This is a genomic window from Orbaceae bacterium lpD02, assembly GCA_036251875.1.
Lineage (GTDB): Bacteria > Pseudomonadota > Gammaproteobacteria > Enterobacterales > Orbaceae > Orbus > Orbus sturtevantii.
On record CP133960.1, the window covers coordinates 138,125 to 152,894 of the forward strand.

Consider the following 14,770-nt stretch of genomic DNA (forward strand, 5'->3'; position numbering starts at 1 on the left):
ATTAACTTGATCAAGCGCAAAAAAATTAAAGCAAAACCTTAACAAACTTATTAACCATGTTACAGTAATCGCCATCACTGCAGTTTTAGCGTAGACATGTACATTATATGATTAAAGACCTGCACCTACATCCAAAAAAGTTAAAATTAATACTATGGAGCCTTGTTAGTTCACTCTATGGTCGTTTTTTGACATTCATAAACAAAAAAAATTATCATTCACGCATTGTAAGTTATAAATTTAGTCTAATTTTTCCAATAAGTTGTCGAAAACAAGGTGCTGTACATTAAACGCCTGCATTTAAAAAGAGTATTTTAGAGTTGTTAAAATAATCTGTACAAAATTGTATTTATAACAAATTGATTCATTAAAAATAAAATTACATTTAGGAGATGATTATGACCACCCCCCATATTAATGCTACCGACGATGCTTTTGCTGAAACCGTTTTAATGCCTGGAGATCCTTTAAGGGCTAAATTTATCGCAGATGCTTTTTTAGATAATGCAGTAGAAGTAACCAATGTTAGAGGTATGTTAGGGTTTACTGGTTTTTATAAAAATAGAAAAATATCCGTTATGGGTCATGGTATGGGGATCCCATCTTGCTCTATTTATACCACAGAGTTGATTAAATTTTATGGCGTTAAACAGATTATTCGCGTAGGTTCATGCGGGGCAATAAGTGCTGATGTCAATGTGGGCGATGTTATTGTCGCCATGGGTGCGTGCACGGACTCAAAAGTGAACCGCAACCGTTTTAATGGTCATGATTTTGCTGCGATCGCCGATTTTAATTTAGCTCGTAATGCAGTCGATGCGGCGAATAAGTTAAACGTACCAGTCAAGGTGGGAAGTATCTTCTCAGGTGACCTGTTTTATAATCCCAATCCGGCCATGTTTGATATTATGGAAAAATATAACATTCTGGGTGTTGAGATGGAAGCCGCGGGTATTTATGGGGTTGCTGCCGAGTTTGGTGCTAAAGCATTAGCGATTTGTACGGTTTCTGACCATATTCGAACTGGCGTTGAAATGACATCAGAAGAGCGACAGCTCGGTTTTAAAGATATGATAACCGTGGCATTAGAATCCGTATTACTCAGTAACGCATAATTATCGCGAAATAACTATTTAGATCTTGGTTTAATTATTCAAATAACCATTTTGATAGTTATTTCGTTGCCATCTAAAAGTATTAATAAATTTAAGAGAACATATCGCGTCTATTTCGAAAAATAGGAATATAAAAATATTAATTTAATATATTGAAATAAATATTTTAAAATTGAATAGGGATTACAGTAGATGAATATTAAGTCTAAGCTAAAGATCGTACTATTTTTACAATTTTTTATATGGGGTAGTTGGTTAATTACATTTGGTTCTTATATGATCAATGTGCTGCACTTTACTGGTATTGAAGTTGGAGCAGTATACGGCACTATGGGAATTGCATCATTAATAATGCCAAGCTTACTTGGGATCATTGCAGATAAATGGATACCGGCAAACTATTTGTATATTTTATGCCACTTTATTAGTGCCATCACATTATTTTTAGCCGCCTCAATTACTAGTCCACTCATGATGATGTTTGTCATACTTATCAATTCTTTTGTGTATATGCCAACCATTGCAATGTCAAACTCCATCTCTTATTTTAGTCTTGAGTCTAATAAGTACGATATTATCAATGATTTTCCTGGCATAAGAGTATTTGGCACGATTGGTTTTATCATTGCGATGTGGTTTGTTAGTTTACTAAAACTCGAGTTGAGTAATATTCAGTTGTATATCAGTGCGGTAGCGTCACTTTTGCTTTGTGCTTGTACATTATTATTACCAAAAGTTCCTGTTAGCAAAAAGCAAGCAGGCAAGCAGTCGCTGGGTAGCTTACTTGGTTTAGATGCATTTGTATTGTTTAAGCAGCCAAGAATGGCAATATTCTTCCTTTTTTCCGTTTTATTAGGTGCGGTATTACAAGTAACAAATACATTTGGTAGTCCATTCTTGCATGATTTTGCTTTAAACCCACAATTTAAAGATAGCCTGGTTGTGCAGTATCCTTCTATATTATTATCAATTTCACAAATATCTGAAGTGGTGTTTATTCTATTTGTACCTTTTTTCCTAAAACGATTAGGCATCAAATATGTCATGTTAATTAGTATGATTGCTTGGGCAATTCGGTTTGGTCTATTTATCTATGGCGATCCATCACCAATTGGGTTTATTTGGCTATTTTTATCAATGATAGTGTATGGATGCGCATTCGACTTTTTTAATATTTCTGGTTCTATTTACGTTGAAAAATCAGTTGAACCAAAAGTTCGCAATAGTGCTCAAGGTCTGTTTATGACCATGACTAATGGGTTAGGTGCATATTTAGGGTCGATGGGAAGCGGCTTTGTAGTCGACTATTTCACTCATGATGGCATCAAAGATTGGCCAAATATTTGGTTAGTATTTGCACTATATTCCTTGATCCTTGCGACCGTGTTTATGTTTGTATTTAAAAATGACCAAGATGAATTTAATCTTAAGTCAAATGGCTAATTAAATTTATAGGCGATTAGTCATTACTGTGACATTGAATTATTTAATACAGGGCAGAGAGATGAAGAAAAATAAAATAAAACTAGCCTTAATCATGTTGCTGATTTCTAGCGCGCTTGATGCAGCGACAGTTGATTTACGTGTTATCGAAACAACCGACTTACATGGCAATATCGTTAACTTTGATTATTATCAAGATCAATATGTTGATACATTTGGATTAGTAAAAACCGCTAATTTGATTCATCAAGCTAGAAATGAAGTTAAAAATAGCGTACTAGTTGATAATGGCGACCTTATTCAAGGCAGCCCAATGGCTGATTATGTTGTCAATAAAGGCTTAAAAGACAATGAAATTCACCCAGCCTATAAAGTGATGAATGAACTGGGCTATGTGGTGGGCAATTTTGGTAATCATGAATTTAACTTTGGCTTAGACTATTTAAAAAAGAGCTTTTCTGGCGCAAAATTTCCTTATGTTAACGCTAATATTTTTGATGCTAAAACAGATAAGCCTTATTTTCAACAGTATATTATTCTCGATACACCGGTTGTTGATCGTGATGGCTTAGAGCACATTATAAAAATAGGTTATATTGGCTTTGTTCCTCCACAAATTATGCTATGGGATAAACTCAATCTTGACGGTAAAGTTGTCGTAAAAGATATTACCGAAACAGCAAAACAACTCGTACCACAGATGAAAAAGGAGGGCGCCGATATTGTTATTGCGATTCCTCATTCTGGTGTTTCATCTGAGCCTTATAAAGCGTTAGCCGAGAATTCTGTTTACTACTTAAGTCAAGTCGATGGGATTGATGCCATCATGTTTGGACACTCTCATGATGTATTTCCTGGTGAGAATTTTAAATCATTACCGAATGCCGATCTTGAACAAGGAACGATTAATGGTATCCCAGCGGTGATGCCAGGGCAATGGGGGAGCTATTTAGGTGTTGTTGATCTTGTCGTTGAGGGTGATAACGACAATTGGCAGGTTATATCTAGTAAAGCACAAGCCCGTCCTATTTATGATAAAAAAACGAAAAAAGCAATCGTTGATGTCGATCAGCAGCTAGCCACGATAGTTGCTGAAGATCACCAAAATACTCGCCAATTTGTTGGTAAACCAATCGGTAAAGTATCTAACGATATCAATAGCTATCTCGCGCTAGTGCAAGATAATAATGCCTCACAAATTATTAGTGATGCGCAAATTGATTATGTAGAGCGTTATATTCAAGGTGATCCCGATCTTGATGGATTACCCGTTTTGTCTGCTATCGCACCGTTTAAAGCTGGTGGACGCAAAAATGACCCAACAGCTTATGTTGATGTGAGCAAAGGTGATTTAACGTTTCGTAATGTAGCGGATATTTATTTATATCCAAATTTACTAAGTGCATTAAAAGTCAAGGGTGCCGACATTAAAGAGTGGCTAGAGTGCTCAGCGGGTTTTTATAATCAGATTGATGTAAATAGCTCACTACCACAATATTTAATTAATTGGGATGGTTTTAGAGCCTATAATTTTGATACAATTGATGGTGTTGAATATCAAATCGATATTACTCAACCTCCTCGTTACAATGGTTCATGTCAATTGATTAATCCTGATTCGCAAAGAATCAAGAATCTGACTTATCAAGGTAAAGCAATTGACCCTGATAAAGCTTTTATTATCGCAACAAATAGTTATCGTGCTTATACCGGTAGTTTCCCGGGAACAGGAGAGCAAAATGTACTATTTTCATCACCTGACGATTTAAGGGTAATTTTATCTGCTTATATTGCTAGAAAAACGCAACAAGATGGCGTGGTTAATGCTATTGCGGATAATAATTGGACAATAGCACCGATTAGTAGCAATGCGGCATTAGATATACGCGTTGAAAGTTCTCCATCAGATAAAGCAAAAGCGTTTATTGAGCACAATGGGCATTATCCAATGTCGTATATTTCTAACGATGAGCAAGGATTTGGTGTATATAAAATTAATTTACAATCAGAATCTAAATAATCTAGGAGTTTAATTAATGAAGATAGAAAAACTGATAGAGCTCGCTAAAACAGCACGTTCAATGGCTTATATTCCTTATTCTAAATTTGGCGTTGGCGCGGTATTAATTACCGAGGATGATGAAGTTATTTTAGGTTGCAATATTGAAAATGCTTCTTATGGTTTGTCTAATTGTGCCGAAAGAACGGCAATATTCAAAGCTGTCTCTGAAGGCAAACGTCGTTTTAAAAAGCTAGTAGTTATTGGCGATACAGATGGACCAATAGCACCGTGTGGCGCATGCCGCCAAGTCATTTGTGAATTTTGTGCTAAAGATATGCCAGTTATTTTGACTAACCTAAAAGGGGATGTTTTAGATACGACCGTTGGCGAGCTACTGCCGTGGGCATTTTCACCTAGCGACTTAGATTAATATATTTGTAAGGAAAAAAAATGAGAATTGTTGATATTATTGAAAAAAAACGTGATGGCGGTGAGCTCTCAACCGATGAAATCGAGTTTTTTATCACGAATTATACCAATGGATCGATTCCTGACTATCAGGTGAGTGCATTGCTAATGGCGATCTATTTTCAAGGGATGACAGCAAAAGAGTGTGCCGATTTAACTACGGCGATGATCTATTCTGGCGATACTGTTGACCTGTCTGCAATTAAAGGGATTAAAGTCGACAAGCATTCAACTGGCGGTGTAGGCGATACGACAACAATTGTGCTGGCTCCATTAGTGGCAGCGTTAGATGTGCCCGTTGCCAAAATGTCCGGCAGAGGACTTGGTCATACGGGAGGAACGAATGATAAATTTGAAGCGATACCCGGCTTTAAAATCGAGTTAAGCAAGGAACAGTTTATCAACCAAGTTAATACTCAAGGGGTGGCTGTTATTGGCCAATCAGGGAATCTAACACCCGCAGATAAAAAATTATATGCGCTACGTGATGTGACAGGAACGGTTAATTCAATTCCATTAATTGCCAGCTCGATTATGAGTAAAAAATTAGCGGCAGGTGCGGATGCTATTGTTCTTGATGTTAAAACCGGTGACGGTGCATTTATGAAAACCGATGAAGATGCGGAGAAATTAGCGCAAGAAATGGTGAATATTGGTAATAATATTGGTCGACGTACCATGGCGATTATTTCAGACATGTCACAGCCGTTAGGCTTTGCAATCGGTAATGCACTTGAAGTTAAAGAAGCGATTGATACTCTCAAAGGCAAAGGCCCCGCCGATTTAACTGAGCTAGTTTTAACTCTAGGCAGCCAAATGGTGGTTTTAGCTGGAAAAGCGACAACGTTAGATGAGGCGAGAAGCAAATTACAAGACGTTATTGCAAACGGCAAAGCACTTGAAAAACTTAAAGTATTAATTAACGCACAAGGTGGTGATAGCTCGATTGTTGATCATCCTGAAAAATTAGCTAAAGCGCCTTATCAAATCGAGTTACCGGCAAAACAATCAGGTTATGTTGCTAAAATTATTGCCGATAAAGTCGGTATTATTGCGATGCAGCTTGGTGCAGGACGAGCCACTAAAGATGATATTATTGATCCGGCGGTTGGCATTGTATTGCATAAAAAAATTGGCGATAAGATAACTGAAGGGGAGTCATTGTTAACCATTCATGCTAATACTGATAAATTAGACGTCATAAAACAAAAACTCTATGACAGTATTCATATTAGTGCAGAAGCAAAAGCACCAAGATTAATTCATAAAGTGATAATTCACTAATTACGTGAGAATTTGCAATAATATTCGGTAGGATTAATGTGTCAGTGAAATATAATAAGGGCATGATGCATTGATAACTACCTTATATTTTTAGTTTTTATTTACAGTAAGTGATATTACTTGAAAAGTTAACATTTTAATTTATACGAATCATATGGTTATTGGGATTACGTTGAGAGGTTGTTATGCGTTGTTTAATAAGTAAACGTTATTGCTTGCTGATCAGTTCTGCATTGATTTATTTCTCTATTGGTGGGGCGCTAGCAAATGAAGCGCCCGTCGATTGGGAAAAAGATACGCCTTACTATATAACCATATTACATACCAATGACCACCATGGGCGATTTTGGCCAAATGCGATAGGTGAGTATGGCTTATCAGCGCAAAAAACAGTCGTTGATCAGATTCGGCAAGAGGTTGCATCAAAAGGTGGTCAGCTTCTTTTATTATCTGGTGGTGATATTAATACCGGAGTACCAGAGTCAGATACATTAAATGCTGAACCTGATTTTAAGGGGATGAACAAAATTGGTTATGATGCAATGGCGGTAGGTAACCATGAGTTTGATCATGAACTACCGATTATTCGTGAGCAACAAAAGTGGGTCGATTTTCCTTTTTTATCGGCTAACATTTACTTTAAACACAATAATCAACGAGTCTTTACCCCTTATAAAGTCTTTAACCAGCAAGGGATTAAAATTGCCGTCTTAGGTTTGACAACTGATGATACGATCTTCCTCGCTTCGCCAAAAAATACCCAAGGCATTGAATTCCGTGAAACATTACCCGAAGCTAAAAAAGTCATTGATGAAATAAAATCAGTTGAAAATCCAGATGTCATTATTGCCGTTACCCATATGGGACATTATCCAAATGGAGAGCATGGCTCAATGGCTCCCGGAGATGTCAGTTTAGCGAGAGGGTTGCCGACAGGTGATTTGGATATGATTGTTGGCGGGCATTCTCAAAATCCAGTTTGCATGGCAAGCCCTAATAAGAGAATCGCTGAATATGTACCAGGGACACCTTGTGCACCCGATCAGCAAAATGGCACATGGATTGTACAAGCCCATGAGTGGGGGAAATATGTTGGACGCGCTGATTTTACTTTTTTAAATGGTAAATTAACGCTGGATAACTATCAGCTTATTCCAATCAATTTAAAGAAAGAGGTCGATAATGGTAACGACACAAAACGACTCGAGTTTTATACCCAAGAAATTTTACCAAACCCAGAGATGCAAGATTTTTTAACGCCTTATCAAGAAAAAGGTCATCAGCAATTATTAACTGTTGTTGGTCAATTGCAAGGTCGGTTAGAAGGTGCACGAGATAAAGTCAGGTTTCAACAAACAAATCTAGGTCAACTATTGTTAAGTGCGTTTATTGAAAAAACCAATGCAGATGTGGGCGTTATGTCTGGTGGTATGATTAGAGATTCATTGCTCGAGGGCAATATTTCATATCGAGATATCTTAAAAGTTGAACCATTTGGCAATAGTGTGGTGTATTTTGAATTAAAAGGCGCGGATCTGCTTGCTTATTTAACCGCGGCGGTTAATAAAAAACCCGGAGCGGGTGCTTATGCGCATTTTCGTAATCTAACGCTCACTCTTCATGATGATAAAATTGTTGCGGTAAAAGTAAAGGGTAAACCATTGGAGTTAGATAAAAAATATCGTATTGCCACGCTCGATTTTTTAGCTGCAGGTGGGGATGGTTATCCGATTGTCAATAAATTATCTTCGTTTGTAGATACCGGTTATCGCGATGCTGATGTCATAAAACAGTATTTTGCAAGTCATTCACCAATTAATGCGGATGATTACAAACCCAAACAATTTATTATTAATCAATAAATTAAAAAATTTTTCTTTACGTTCTGATAAATCATATTTAATGGGGAAATTGTATGACAAACATGACCGCTTTTCAGCAACAGTGTTATCGGGTCGTTACTGATAGTAATTTATCGCCCAAGCAAAAGAGCAATAATTTAGCCCTACTTGCTGAAAACCATTTACCTTATGTTGAACTTGATCTTGAAACCAAGCACGCTTTAGAGCAGCGAGTTATTTGTGATATGTATGAAGGGCACGCGCCTTATAAGCCTCGTTATGTGTTGCCTGATTATCAACTATATTTAAAACAAGGCTCAGTATGGCTAGAATTAGAGCCAGCTAACGATTTTGACGATGCTTTAAACATGTTAACTATTATCTATCACCATGTCCCCTCAGTAACGGGAATGCCCGTTTATCTCGGACGTCTTGATGAGTTATTATTACCTTATGTTGGTTCACTTACCGAAAATGAATTGTACGCTAGATTAAAACGGTTTTGGATTATGTTAGATCGTAATCTACCTGATGCGTTTATGCACGCGAATATTGGTCCTAGCGATAATATTATCTGTCGATTACTCTTGCGTATTGATCGAGAGCTAAAACAGGTCGCGCCCAATCTGACCTTTTTTTATGATGAAAAAATAACGCCGGAATCGCTTCTTACTGTAGCTATAGCTTGTATTTGTGAAACAGGAAAACCACATATTGCGAACTATAATCTTATCGCTAAAGATTTTGATAAAATGGGTTTTGGTGTGGTTAGTTGTTATAATTCACTGCCGGTTGCTGGTGGGGGAAGCACGTTGTCTCGTATTAATTTAAAAGAAGTCGCACTGCGTAGTGAAGACCGTCATGATTTTTTAACCAACATGCTACCTTATTATTGCCGATTACAGTTAAATTTGATTAAAGAAAGATCACAGTTTCTTTATGAAAAATCCAATTTTTTTACCAATAGTTTTCTTGTTAATGAGGGGTTAATTAAGCCAGAGCGATTCGCCCCGATGTTCGGTATATTTGCGATGGCTGAAGCTGTGAATATTTTACAAGAGAAAGCCCATTTAAGCGGACGTTACGGACAAGATGAACAAGCAGACTTATTAGCATTAGAAATCAGCCAACAACTCGCCGATTTTGTTAACCAACATACCGTAACGTATGGCTGGCGTAATAAGGCGATGCTACATGCTCAATCTGGTATTAGTATTGATCATGGGTTAACGCCAGGGGTAAGAATTCCTTACGGTGAAGAGCCAGATCCCGTTAGTCATATTATGTCGGTATTTGTACATCACAAATATTATAGTTCAGGTATTAGCGATATATTAACAATTGATGAAACCATAAAAAATAATCAAGCAGCACTATTAAAAATTTGTCTAGCCGCATTTGAATTAGGCATGCGAGAATTTACCGCTAATATTAGTGGTAATGATTTAGTGCGTGTCACGGGTTATATGGTTAGATTATCAGATATTGCCAAATTTAAGCAGCAAGGTTCCCGCACGAATACTACTGTTTTAGGGAGTGAAGCCGCCTCGGATAGCAGCGGCTTTTTACATCGTCAGCCTAGGGTGATTAGCCATGAACAAAACATGGGCCATAGTTAATAAAATATTACCTTTTTCATGTGTTGATGGACCAGGTAACCGTTTAGTTATTTTTTTGCAGGGGTGCAATTTTCACTGCTTAAATTGTCATAACCCTTATACTATTCAATTATGCCAGAATTGTGGGCAATGTGTTGGTAATTGCCCAAACTTAGCACTATCATTTGATAAGGGTAAAACGGTATGGCAATCTGAGCAGTGTAAGCAATGTGATACCTGTATCCAAATATGTCCTAATCAATCGTCACCAATGACTTATCGTTATAGTGTTGAGGAGATGCTGACTGTAATTAGAAAATACCTTCCTTTTTTAAATGGCATTACATTTAGTGGTGGCGAAGCCACGTTGCAGCTTCCATTTATTCAACAACTATTTGCTCAGATAAAAAGTACCGCTGATTTAAAGCATTTAACCTGTTTTATTGATAGTAATGGTTATTTGCCTCGGCAGGGCTGGCAAAAAGTAATTCCGTTAATGGATGGCGCAATGATTGATCTTAAAGCTTGGGATAATCACGTTCATAAATATTTAACTGGGCGAGATAATCAGCGCGTTAAAGATTCAATTAATTATTTAGCGGCTAGAAATCAGCTATACGAAGTGCGTTTATTATTAATTCCCGAGCAGACAGACTTATTATTTAACGTTGCGAAAATTGCTGAATTTTTAAACTTATTACCCCACAAACCTCGTATTAGGATTAATGCATTTCATTCCCATGGTGTTACGGGCAATGCTAAAAATTGGCACAGCGCGACGCAACGTGACGTTGAAAATTTTGCCACTCAATTAAGTAAATATGGCTTAAATAAGCTAACATTGCCTGCGGTTTATTTAACGTAAACGCTAGTATGTGACTATAACAGCAGCAATAATAAATTTGGCTATAGTCATAATATAAATAATTATTAAACTATAGAACAGGGCATCAATTTAAAGCCCTTTATAATTTGTGCAAGTTGATTATTTAACTTGTTTTAGCGCTAGTTGGCTAGTCGGGCTATTTTTAACCCTAAATATGGTATCTGTATCTAAATCATTATTTAAAATAGCTTGCACCCAAATAGATTGATCATTAAGTCTTAAAGTCGCTGTTATGCGGCCCGTTTCACGCCAGTTTTCATCCATTTTCTGTTCTAAAGTATCGCCAATGACCGGCAATTTTTCGCTTTGACCAGCTAATAAGTAGAGTGCTCGTTTATTGATACCGCGATATTGTGCTCTAGCCACCATTTCTTGCCCACAATAGCAACCTTTATCAAAATTAATCGCATCAAAGTTTTGTAGGTTAAAAGCTTGGGGCAAATACTCGTTCGTTAATGGCATATCAATAATGGGATAATTTGCTTCTAAATCTAACAGTGCCCACTGTTCAGCAGATTGTACCTGACACTCTTTTACTAATGCTAATTGGTTAATATCATGTTCTTTGCCGATAATAATATAACGAGGGGTTGGAAAATTAATTCTTAAGTAAGTGAGATCATTTAAACTAGTGCAGTTTTGCGCATCATTGAATAATCCTGCAATCTCCGTCAATTGATGATGGTTACTATTGCCTGCAATACCGATAATAGTTAGATCAGTATCGATGTTGAAGGTAACTTTTGAAAAAACAGCATATTTTTTAAGCTCTTTAAGTTGAGTGTCAACAACACTTTCTCGCTCAATATAATAAATATCATCACCCTGTTTAAACAGTAACATATTACTCAACACTTTACCTTTAGGCTCGCATTGAGCGGCAAACAAAAAATTTTTATCAGTCAGCTTATTCATATCCGAGGTCAATTGACCTTGTAAAAATTTGCTATTATCGACGCCAGATACTTTAATCAGCTGCCAGTCTGTTAATGAAATTTTACTTAGCGGTAATACTTGTGATGTATGCAACATAAAAAGGTCCTTCAATATTTTTTATTCAATATAACATACAAGTAGTTTGGAATTAAGATAGCTATCATTATTAGATTAATAATTGTATCTATTTGTGATAGATCGCGCGAAATCATTATAAATTGTTATTTATCGGTTATTTCATAGCATAGAATTTCATTAAATAATAAGTAAAGGAGAGTCTTATGGTTGTCAATCGAGCAAAAATTAGCTGGTCATGTCGACGCGATAAGAAGGCGCTTGCTGCTTATTTATTCGCTTTTTTTGAAAAGGTTTATCATCTATTAAATGTACTGCAACAATTCCATTTTTCTCTATTGTTGATGTTAGATGATCTAACTTTATTTGAGTGCTTCTTTAAACAAAGAATTGGATACCACACTTGCCAGCATTAATTAATTTACTTCAACTATATCGACAACAACATGTGGCGAACTGAGCTAGTTAATTCAACAAAGCAATTTTGGCTGATTACTGTGTTTTATAGTATTTTTAGTATTGTTCTAATAATTCAATTGGCTGATACTTATTTAGATTTTTTAAGTCCGGCCGGCCTTCTTTTGCTTATTTTTGAATGGTGGCGAGGATGCTGCTATCATAAAACAATACGCCGAGAGCTAGCGATATTTTATGATAGTAATGAGCTATATTTTGCTCGGCAGCGTTGGGTTATTGTTAAAAGACCTCTATTTTTCCGTTATGCAGTTATTATTAATATAATATCAATACGCAGTGGCAAACAGCAGACGTTATGGTTAATGGATGATAGTTTTTCGCGCCAAGATTGGCGTAGTTTACACTATTTTCTTCGCCAGCTTATTACTATTTGATTTAATGTTACTGCGCTGTTCATGACAATTGGGAGCTGCAATAAAAAATAAGCCAAATTACGTATAGCCCTATTTTTAGTTTTGTTCACTCTTATTATCTAAACCAAGTTGGTAAAGCTGATTCTTTTTTAATCCATAAACGTCGGCAACAATAGCTGCCGCTTTTTTTAGTGGCAATTCTTGTTGTAGGCGGTTAAGTAATTTAATTGCAGTAGGGTCAAGCGCTTCATCGCTACTCTTTTTATAACCTTCAAGAATCAAAACAAACTCACCTTTTTGGCGATTTTCATCTTCGATTAACCACATTATCAACTCACTTATTGATAACTGGACAATAGTTTCCCATGATTTAGTCAACTCTTTTGCCAGTACGATTGATTTATCTTTACCAAAGACAGCAACCATATCATGAAGGCTATCAATAATACGATGAGTAGACTCATAAAAAACCAAAGTGCGAGTTTCTTGTTGTAATTGCGTCAAATAATCGATTCTTGCTTTGCTTTTAGCCGGCAAGAAACCTTCATAACAGAACTTATCGGTAGGCAACCCGCTAACACATAATGCCGCGATTGCAGCACAAGCTCCGGGAATGGGGACTACTTTGATGTTTTGTTCTCTACATGTCTTGACTAAATGGTAACCAGGATCATTAATTAATGGTGTGCCAGCGTCCGAAATTAGTGCAATCGATAATCCTGATTTTAGTTTTTCGACTAGCTGTTGTGCTTTTTGCTGTTCGTTATGGTCATGCAAAGGGTATAATTTTGCATGTATACTTAAGTGCTGCAATAGTAATCCACTATGCCGTGTGTCTTCTGCTGCAATGAGATCAACATGTTTTAATGTGTCGATGGCTCGTAATGTAATATCACCTAAATTACCAATCGGTGTGGCAACAATATAAAGTGTAGAGGGCTCAATGATAATCGATGATGTCATAATAGGCAGCCATTTTGGCGTATTCCGTTATAGTGTGATTTACTATAAATAGCACAAAAAATAAGTTATTTAGGGCAATTATTATATACAATATTTCAACAAATTTAATTAAATATTCACTAGGCGTAATTAAGAGTAAGTATTATCATTGTAGTTTGTATATTTTATGTATAATAATACTAATTTAAGCCCACTGACTATTAATTAGTTAAGCTTATTATCTTACTGATTCTTATGAATTAATTAATGAAAAAAATGTGTTTGGGAGTGTAGCCTTGATAATGTTAGACAATTTAAAAATAAATAATAAACTGATTAAAATTTTTTCGATAAGTTCGCTTGCTATAGCGATTTCCGCATGTACGCAGACAAATCCAGCTAAAATTGAAAATTTATCTGAGCCATCGCATTCTACCTCATCTAGAACGGTTATAGATAATTCGTCTTCTGCCTATATTGCGCCGCCAACAAATATATCTACTTCTAATAAAACAACTAGTATCGCTGCTACAAATATAACTAATGCGGCAAATAATACTTATTCTTCAACCGTTGATGGTAATGTCGTTACAACAACTCATGAACGAATGACCTATAATCGCAATTATGACGATATACCTAAAGGTGGTTATAAGGGCGATACTTATACGGTTAAACGTGGTGATACGCTCTTTTATATCGCTTGGATCACTGGTAATGACTTCCGTTCATTAGCGGCCAAAAATAATATTAAGGCACCTTATGATCTAAATGTTAATCAAGTCCTTGATGTCAGCGGAGGTACAACGGTTGTTGTTACCAAACAGACAACAACTAAGGTTGGCACACAAAAACCAACCGCGACTAAAACGACAACCACAACGACAACAACATCAAATAAGGTGAAACCGACTACTCGAGTCACGACAACTACGTCAACAGGGGCAGCAGCGGCTATAGTAAATAGACCATCAACTACAGTTGCGAATATCAAGTGGCAATGGCCAGTGAGAGGTAAATTAGTTGAAACCTTCTCTAATGCAACCAAAGGGATTGATATTGCAGGATCTCTAGGCGAAAAAATTACCGCAGCAGCCGATGGGCGTGTTGTTTATGCGGGCAATGCTTTACCTGGTTATGGAAATTTAATTATTATCAAACATAATGATGATTACTTAACGGCTTATGCACATAACCAGAGTATTTTAGTTAAAGAGCAGCAAGATGTGAAAGCTGGACAGCAGATCGCAACGATGGGTAATACAGGGACAAATTCAGTACGTTTGCATTTTGAAATCCGTTACCAAGCAAAATCTGTTGATCCATTAAAATATTTGCCTAAATAGTCAA

At 36.5% G+C, this 14,770-nt stretch carries 13 protein-coding genes; 11 read left to right on the plus strand and 2 right to left on the minus strand.

Features of this window, described 5'->3' with window-relative positions; genetic code table 11:
* The first annotated feature begins 398 nt into the window (after nt 1-398).
* The 8 genes from deoD (at nt 399) to RHO12_00640 (ending at nt 10,616) form a co-directional block, all read left to right on the plus strand.
* Nucleotides 399-1,115 carry a purine-nucleoside phosphorylase gene (gene deoD, locus RHO12_00605; protein ID WVD66288.1) on the plus strand — a complete coding sequence of 239 codons (717 nt, stop codon included), beginning with the start codon at nt 399-401 and terminating at the stop codon, nt 1,113-1,115.
* A gap of 192 nt (nt 1,116-1,307) precedes the next feature.
* Nucleotides 1,308-2,558, plus strand: a complete 1,251-nt coding sequence (locus tag RHO12_00610) for a nucleoside permease (GenBank protein ID WVD66289.1) — start codon at nt 1,308-1,310, stop codon at nt 2,556-2,558.
* Between the two features lie 61 nt (nt 2,559-2,619).
* Nucleotides 2,620-4,578 (plus strand): bifunctional 2',3'-cyclic-nucleotide 2'-phosphodiesterase/3'-nucleotidase, encoded by a 1,959-nt coding sequence (locus RHO12_00615; protein ID WVD66290.1) that lies wholly within the window; start codon nt 2,620-2,622, stop codon nt 4,576-4,578.
* Nucleotides 4,579-4,594: 16 nt separating this feature from the next.
* Entirely contained in the window at nt 4,595-4,990 is a 396-nt protein-coding gene (locus RHO12_00620; GenBank protein ID WVD66291.1) for a cytidine deaminase, read from the plus strand.
* A gap of 20 nt (nt 4,991-5,010) precedes the next feature.
* A complete protein-coding gene (locus RHO12_00625) occupies nt 5,011-6,312 on the plus strand; it encodes a pyrimidine-nucleoside phosphorylase (protein WVD66292.1) in 1,302 nt (433 codons plus the stop codon).
* Nucleotides 6,313-6,497: 185 nt separating this feature from the next.
* Nucleotides 6,498-8,174, plus strand: a complete 1,677-nt coding sequence (gene ushA, locus RHO12_00630; GenBank protein WVD66293.1) for a bifunctional UDP-sugar hydrolase/5'-nucleotidase UshA — start codon at nt 6,498-6,500, stop codon at nt 8,172-8,174.
* Nucleotides 8,175-8,227: 53 nt separating this feature from the next.
* Nucleotides 8,228-9,772, plus strand: a complete 1,545-nt coding sequence (locus tag RHO12_00635; protein WVD66294.1) for a YjjI family glycine radical enzyme — start codon at nt 8,228-8,230, stop codon at nt 9,770-9,772.
* Nucleotides 9,747-10,616 carry a YjjW family glycine radical enzyme activase gene (locus RHO12_00640; protein WVD66295.1) on the plus strand — a complete coding sequence of 290 codons (870 nt, stop codon included), beginning with the start codon at nt 9,747-9,749 and terminating at the stop codon, nt 10,614-10,616. The genes RHO12_00635 and RHO12_00640 overlap by 26 nt, the downstream gene beginning before the upstream one ends.
* Before the next feature lie 120 nt (nt 10,617-10,736).
* Here the strand turns inward: RHO12_00640 and ygfZ are convergent, their stop codons facing one another.
* On the minus strand, nt 10,737-11,669 hold the full coding sequence (gene ygfZ / locus RHO12_00645) for a tRNA-modifying protein YgfZ (protein WVD66296.1): 933 nt from the start codon (nt 11,667-11,669) through the stop codon (nt 10,737-10,739).
* A 185-nt stretch (nt 11,670-11,854) separates the two neighbouring features.
* Between ygfZ and RHO12_00650 the strand changes: the two genes are divergently transcribed.
* Together RHO12_00650 and RHO12_00655 are read left to right on the plus strand one after the other, a co-directional pair.
* Nucleotides 11,855-12,064 carry a hypothetical protein gene (locus RHO12_00650; protein ID WVD66297.1) on the plus strand — a complete coding sequence of 70 codons (210 nt, stop codon included), beginning with the start codon at nt 11,855-11,857 and terminating at the stop codon, nt 12,062-12,064.
* 81 nt (nt 12,065-12,145) lie between these two features.
* Nucleotides 12,146-12,499, plus strand: a complete 354-nt coding sequence (locus RHO12_00655) for a protein YgfX (GenBank protein WVD66298.1) — start codon at nt 12,146-12,148, stop codon at nt 12,497-12,499.
* A gap of 75 nt (nt 12,500-12,574) precedes the next feature.
* Here RHO12_00655 and rsmI read toward each other — a convergent pair whose 3' ends face one another.
* Nucleotides 12,575-13,441, minus strand: coding sequence for a 16S rRNA (cytidine(1402)-2'-O)-methyltransferase (gene rsmI / locus RHO12_00660; protein WVD66299.1), 867 nt, complete (start codon nt 13,439-13,441; stop codon nt 12,575-12,577).
* Nucleotides 13,442-13,722: 281 nt separating this feature from the next.
* Here rsmI and nlpD point away from each other — a divergent pair, with 281 nt between their 5' ends.
* A complete protein-coding gene (gene nlpD, locus RHO12_00665) occupies nt 13,723-14,766 on the plus strand; it encodes a murein hydrolase activator NlpD (protein WVD66300.1) in 1,044 nt (347 codons plus the stop codon).
* Nucleotides 14,767-14,770: the final 4 nt, after the last annotated feature.

What these genes read in the sequence shown, in the direction of transcription:
- ushA (WVD66293.1), top strand. Translation starts at nt 6,498, where the DNA reads ATGCGTTGTTTAATAAGTAAACGTTATTGCTTGCTGATCAGTTCTGCA.
- nlpD (WVD66300.1), top strand. Translation starts at nt 13,723, where the DNA reads ATGTTAGACAATTTAAAAATAAATAATAAACTGATTAAAATTTTTTCG.
- RHO12_00640 (WVD66295.1), top strand. Translation starts at nt 9,747, where the DNA reads ATGAACAAAACATGGGCCATAGTTAATAAAATATTACCTTTTTCATGT.
- deoD (WVD66288.1), top strand. Translation starts at nt 399, where the DNA reads ATGACCACCCCCCATATTAATGCTACCGACGATGCTTTTGCTGAAACC.
- RHO12_00650 (WVD66297.1), top strand. Translation starts at nt 11,855, where the DNA reads ATGGTTGTCAATCGAGCAAAAATTAGCTGGTCATGTCGACGCGATAAG.
- RHO12_00625 (WVD66292.1), top strand. Translation starts at nt 5,011, where the DNA reads ATGAGAATTGTTGATATTATTGAAAAAAAACGTGATGGCGGTGAGCTC.
- RHO12_00610 (WVD66289.1), top strand. Translation starts at nt 1,308, where the DNA reads ATGAATATTAAGTCTAAGCTAAAGATCGTACTATTTTTACAATTTTTT.
- ygfZ (WVD66296.1), bottom strand. Translation starts at nt 11,669, where the DNA reads ATGTTGCATACATCACAAGTATTACCGCTAAGTAAAATTTCATTAACA.
- RHO12_00635 (WVD66294.1), top strand. Translation starts at nt 8,228, where the DNA reads ATGACAAACATGACCGCTTTTCAGCAACAGTGTTATCGGGTCGTTACT.
- RHO12_00620 (WVD66291.1), top strand. Translation starts at nt 4,595, where the DNA reads ATGAAGATAGAAAAACTGATAGAGCTCGCTAAAACAGCACGTTCAATG.
- rsmI (WVD66299.1), bottom strand. Translation starts at nt 13,441, where the DNA reads ATGACATCATCGATTATCATTGAGCCCTCTACACTTTATATTGTTGCC.
- RHO12_00615 (WVD66290.1), top strand. Translation starts at nt 2,620, where the DNA reads ATGAAGAAAAATAAAATAAAACTAGCCTTAATCATGTTGCTGATTTCT.